We start from the raw sequence: 2,461 nt of genomic DNA, 5'->3' as shown, positions 1-2,461 counted from the left end.
CCCCCCCCCCCCCCGCCAGACCACGGATTCCGCTTTTGCTCTGGCGTTTGATCTGGCCTCTGCGGGTGCAGGGCACAGCCCTGCCGAAACCCACCCTCAGGAACTGCAGGACAGCATCGAGCAGCCGGCGCGGTTGTCTGCCCACGCCGGGCGCTTGCCGGCGAAATGCTCCAGCCCGGCACGCTCGGTGTACGGATCGCGCAGTACGTCCTGCAACGCATGAATACCGCTGAGGTCGCCCTGTTCGGCGCGGTCGATGGCTTCCTGCGCCAGCCAGTTGCGCAGCACATACAGCGGATTGGCCGCGGCCATCTTCGCCGTGCGTTCGCTGGCCGACAACGGATCGGCCTGCAACCGTGCCGCGTAGTCCTGCAGCCACTGCTGCAACGGTGCCTGCACCGCCTGCTGGCGCGCCTCGTCGTAGTACACCGCGTCCAGCAGCGCCGCATCCGGTGCCGCCGGATCGAGGCGCATCAGCGCGCGCCAGGCCAGGGTCATGTCCATGCCACCGTCCTGCATCAACTGCTGCCAGCGCAGGTAGAGCTGCAGGTCGTCATCGTCGGCAGCGGCCAGGCCCAGCTTGGCTGCGGCATCGCGACGGGTGCAGGCCACGAAGGTGGACTGGTAGGCCGCCAGACTGGCCTGCAGCGGCGCCACATCGGCGAACAACGGCGACAACGCCTGGGCCAATCGGCTCAGATTCCAGTACGCCACCTGCGGCTGGGTACCGAAGCGATAACGGCGGCCCTGCGCGTCGGTGGTGTTCGGCGTCCAGTCCGGATCGAAATCCTCGACCCAGCCGTAAGGGCCGTAATCAAGTGTGAGGCCGAGCACGGACAGGTTGTCGGTGTTCATCACGCCATGCACGAAACCCACGCGCATCCAGTGCGCGATCATCTCGGCGGTGCGCACCGCGATCTGCGCGAACCAGTCGCCGTACAGCGCCTCCCCCTCCCCTTCCAGCTCGGGGAAATCACGGGCGATGCAGGCATCGACCAGCTGCTGCAGCAGGGCGGTTTCACCACGTGACGCAGGCAGCTCGAACGAACCAAAGCGCAGGAACGACGGCGACACCCGGCATACGATGGCACCAGGCTCGGCACGCGGATGGCCGTCGTAGAACATGTCGCGCACCACGTCCTCGCCGGTACCGACCAGCGACAACGCGCGCGTGGTCGGCACGCCCAGATGGTGCATGGCCTCGCTGCACAGGAATTCGCGGATCGACGAGCGCAGCACTGCGCGCCCATCGGCCCCGCGCGAATACGGCGTGGGGCCGGCGCCCTTCAGCTGCAGCTCCCAGTGGCGGCCATCCGGTGCGACCAGTTCACCCAGCGAGATCGCACGGCCGTCGCCGAGCTGGCCGGCCCAGTGACCAAACTGATGGCCCCCGTAGTTGGCCGCCCATGGCTGCATGCCTGCATACAGTGCGTTACCGCCGAATACACGCGCGAAGCCTTCGCTCTCGACCTCAGCGGTATCGAAGCCAAGCATCTCGGCGACGTCCGGTGCCCAAGCCAGCAGCGTGGGCGCCGTCACCGGGGTCGGCATCACTGGCGACCAGGCCGCGCCCAGCACTTCACGCCTGCGCGGGCCGGATTCGGGGTCGCCCGGCAGGGTATGCAGCAGGCGGTTGTCGAAACGGGGGCTGTCGGTATCCATGGTGCTGAAGATGGGGACGACGGCCGCCCGCCTCAATTGCCGCTGAGCGCCTGCAGTTGGCCGCCGTGGGCCTCGGCACGCAGGTAGGCCGGGCGCTCACCGATACGCTTGAGGAAGCCACGCAGTGCCGGCTTGTCGTCGAGGCCACCACCGCGCGCGGCAGCGGCCTGGATCGGGAAGCTCATCTGGATGTCGGCCGCACTGAAGCGCTCGCCGGCAAACCACGGGCTTTCGGCCAGGCGGCGCTCCATCCAGTCCAGGTGCAGGCGCCGCTGCGGACCGATGAAGCCGCGCTCGGCCTTGTCGGCGATGCTGCGTGCGATCGGGCGCGCGAAAAACGGCATCGGCGCATTGCGGATGCGGCCCATCACCAGGGTCAGCAGCAGCGGCGGCATCGCCGAGCCTTCGGCGTAGTGCAGCCAGTAGCGGTAAGCGATGCGCTCGGCACCCTCGGCGGGCGTCGGCGACGGCGACAGCTGGCGCTGGGTGTCGTAGCGGTCGGCAAGGTAATCGAGGATGGCGCCGGATTCGGCCAGCACCAGCTCACCATCCTGCAATACCGGCGACTTGCCCAGCGGATGCACCTGTCGCAGTTCCGGCGGCGCCAGCAGCGTCTTCGGATCGCGCGGATAGCGACGCAGCTCGTAGTCCAGCCCCAGCTCCTCCAGCATCCACAGCACGCGCAGGGAACGGGAGTTTTCCAGATGGTGGACGATGCGCATGGACGGTTCCGCGATGGGAGGATGCATCTGATCTTAGCCCGCCCAGCTGCATGTCTTTTGTAGAGTCGAGCTTGCTC

At 67.8% G+C, this 2,461-nt stretch carries 2 protein-coding genes; both read right to left on the bottom strand.

Translation table 11 applies throughout. The features are described from left to right. Positions 1-96: 96 nt before the first annotated feature. Positions 97-1,662, bottom strand: a complete 1,566-nt coding sequence (locus V3B25_RS22280) for a YdiU family protein (protein ID WP_329811481.1) — start codon at positions 1,660-1,662, stop codon at positions 97-99. Between the two features lie 32 nt (positions 1,663-1,694). Then, positions 1,695-2,384 carry a glutathione S-transferase gene (locus V3B25_RS22275; RefSeq protein ID WP_329811482.1) on the bottom strand — a complete coding sequence of 230 codons (690 nt, stop codon included), beginning with the start codon at positions 2,382-2,384 and terminating at the stop codon, positions 1,695-1,697. Between the last annotated feature and the right edge of the window lie 77 nt (positions 2,385-2,461).

This window comes from Stenotrophomonas sp. SMYL8 (genome assembly GCF_036320065.1).
Classification (GTDB): Bacteria; Pseudomonadota; Gammaproteobacteria; order Xanthomonadales; family Xanthomonadaceae; genus Stenotrophomonas; species Stenotrophomonas maltophilia_A.
Note: the sequence above shows the minus strand (reverse complement) of the source record. Positions and strands in the feature narration are given on the sequence as shown.

Excerpts from the sequence above, each read along its gene's own strand:
- V3B25_RS22280 (WP_329811481.1), bottom strand. The coding sequence starts at position 1,662 with ATGGATACCGACAGCCCCCGTTTCGACAACCGCCTGCTGCATACCCTG.
- V3B25_RS22275 (WP_329811482.1), bottom strand. The coding sequence starts at position 2,384 with ATGCGCATCGTCCACCATCTGGAAAACTCCCGTTCCCTGCGCGTGCTG.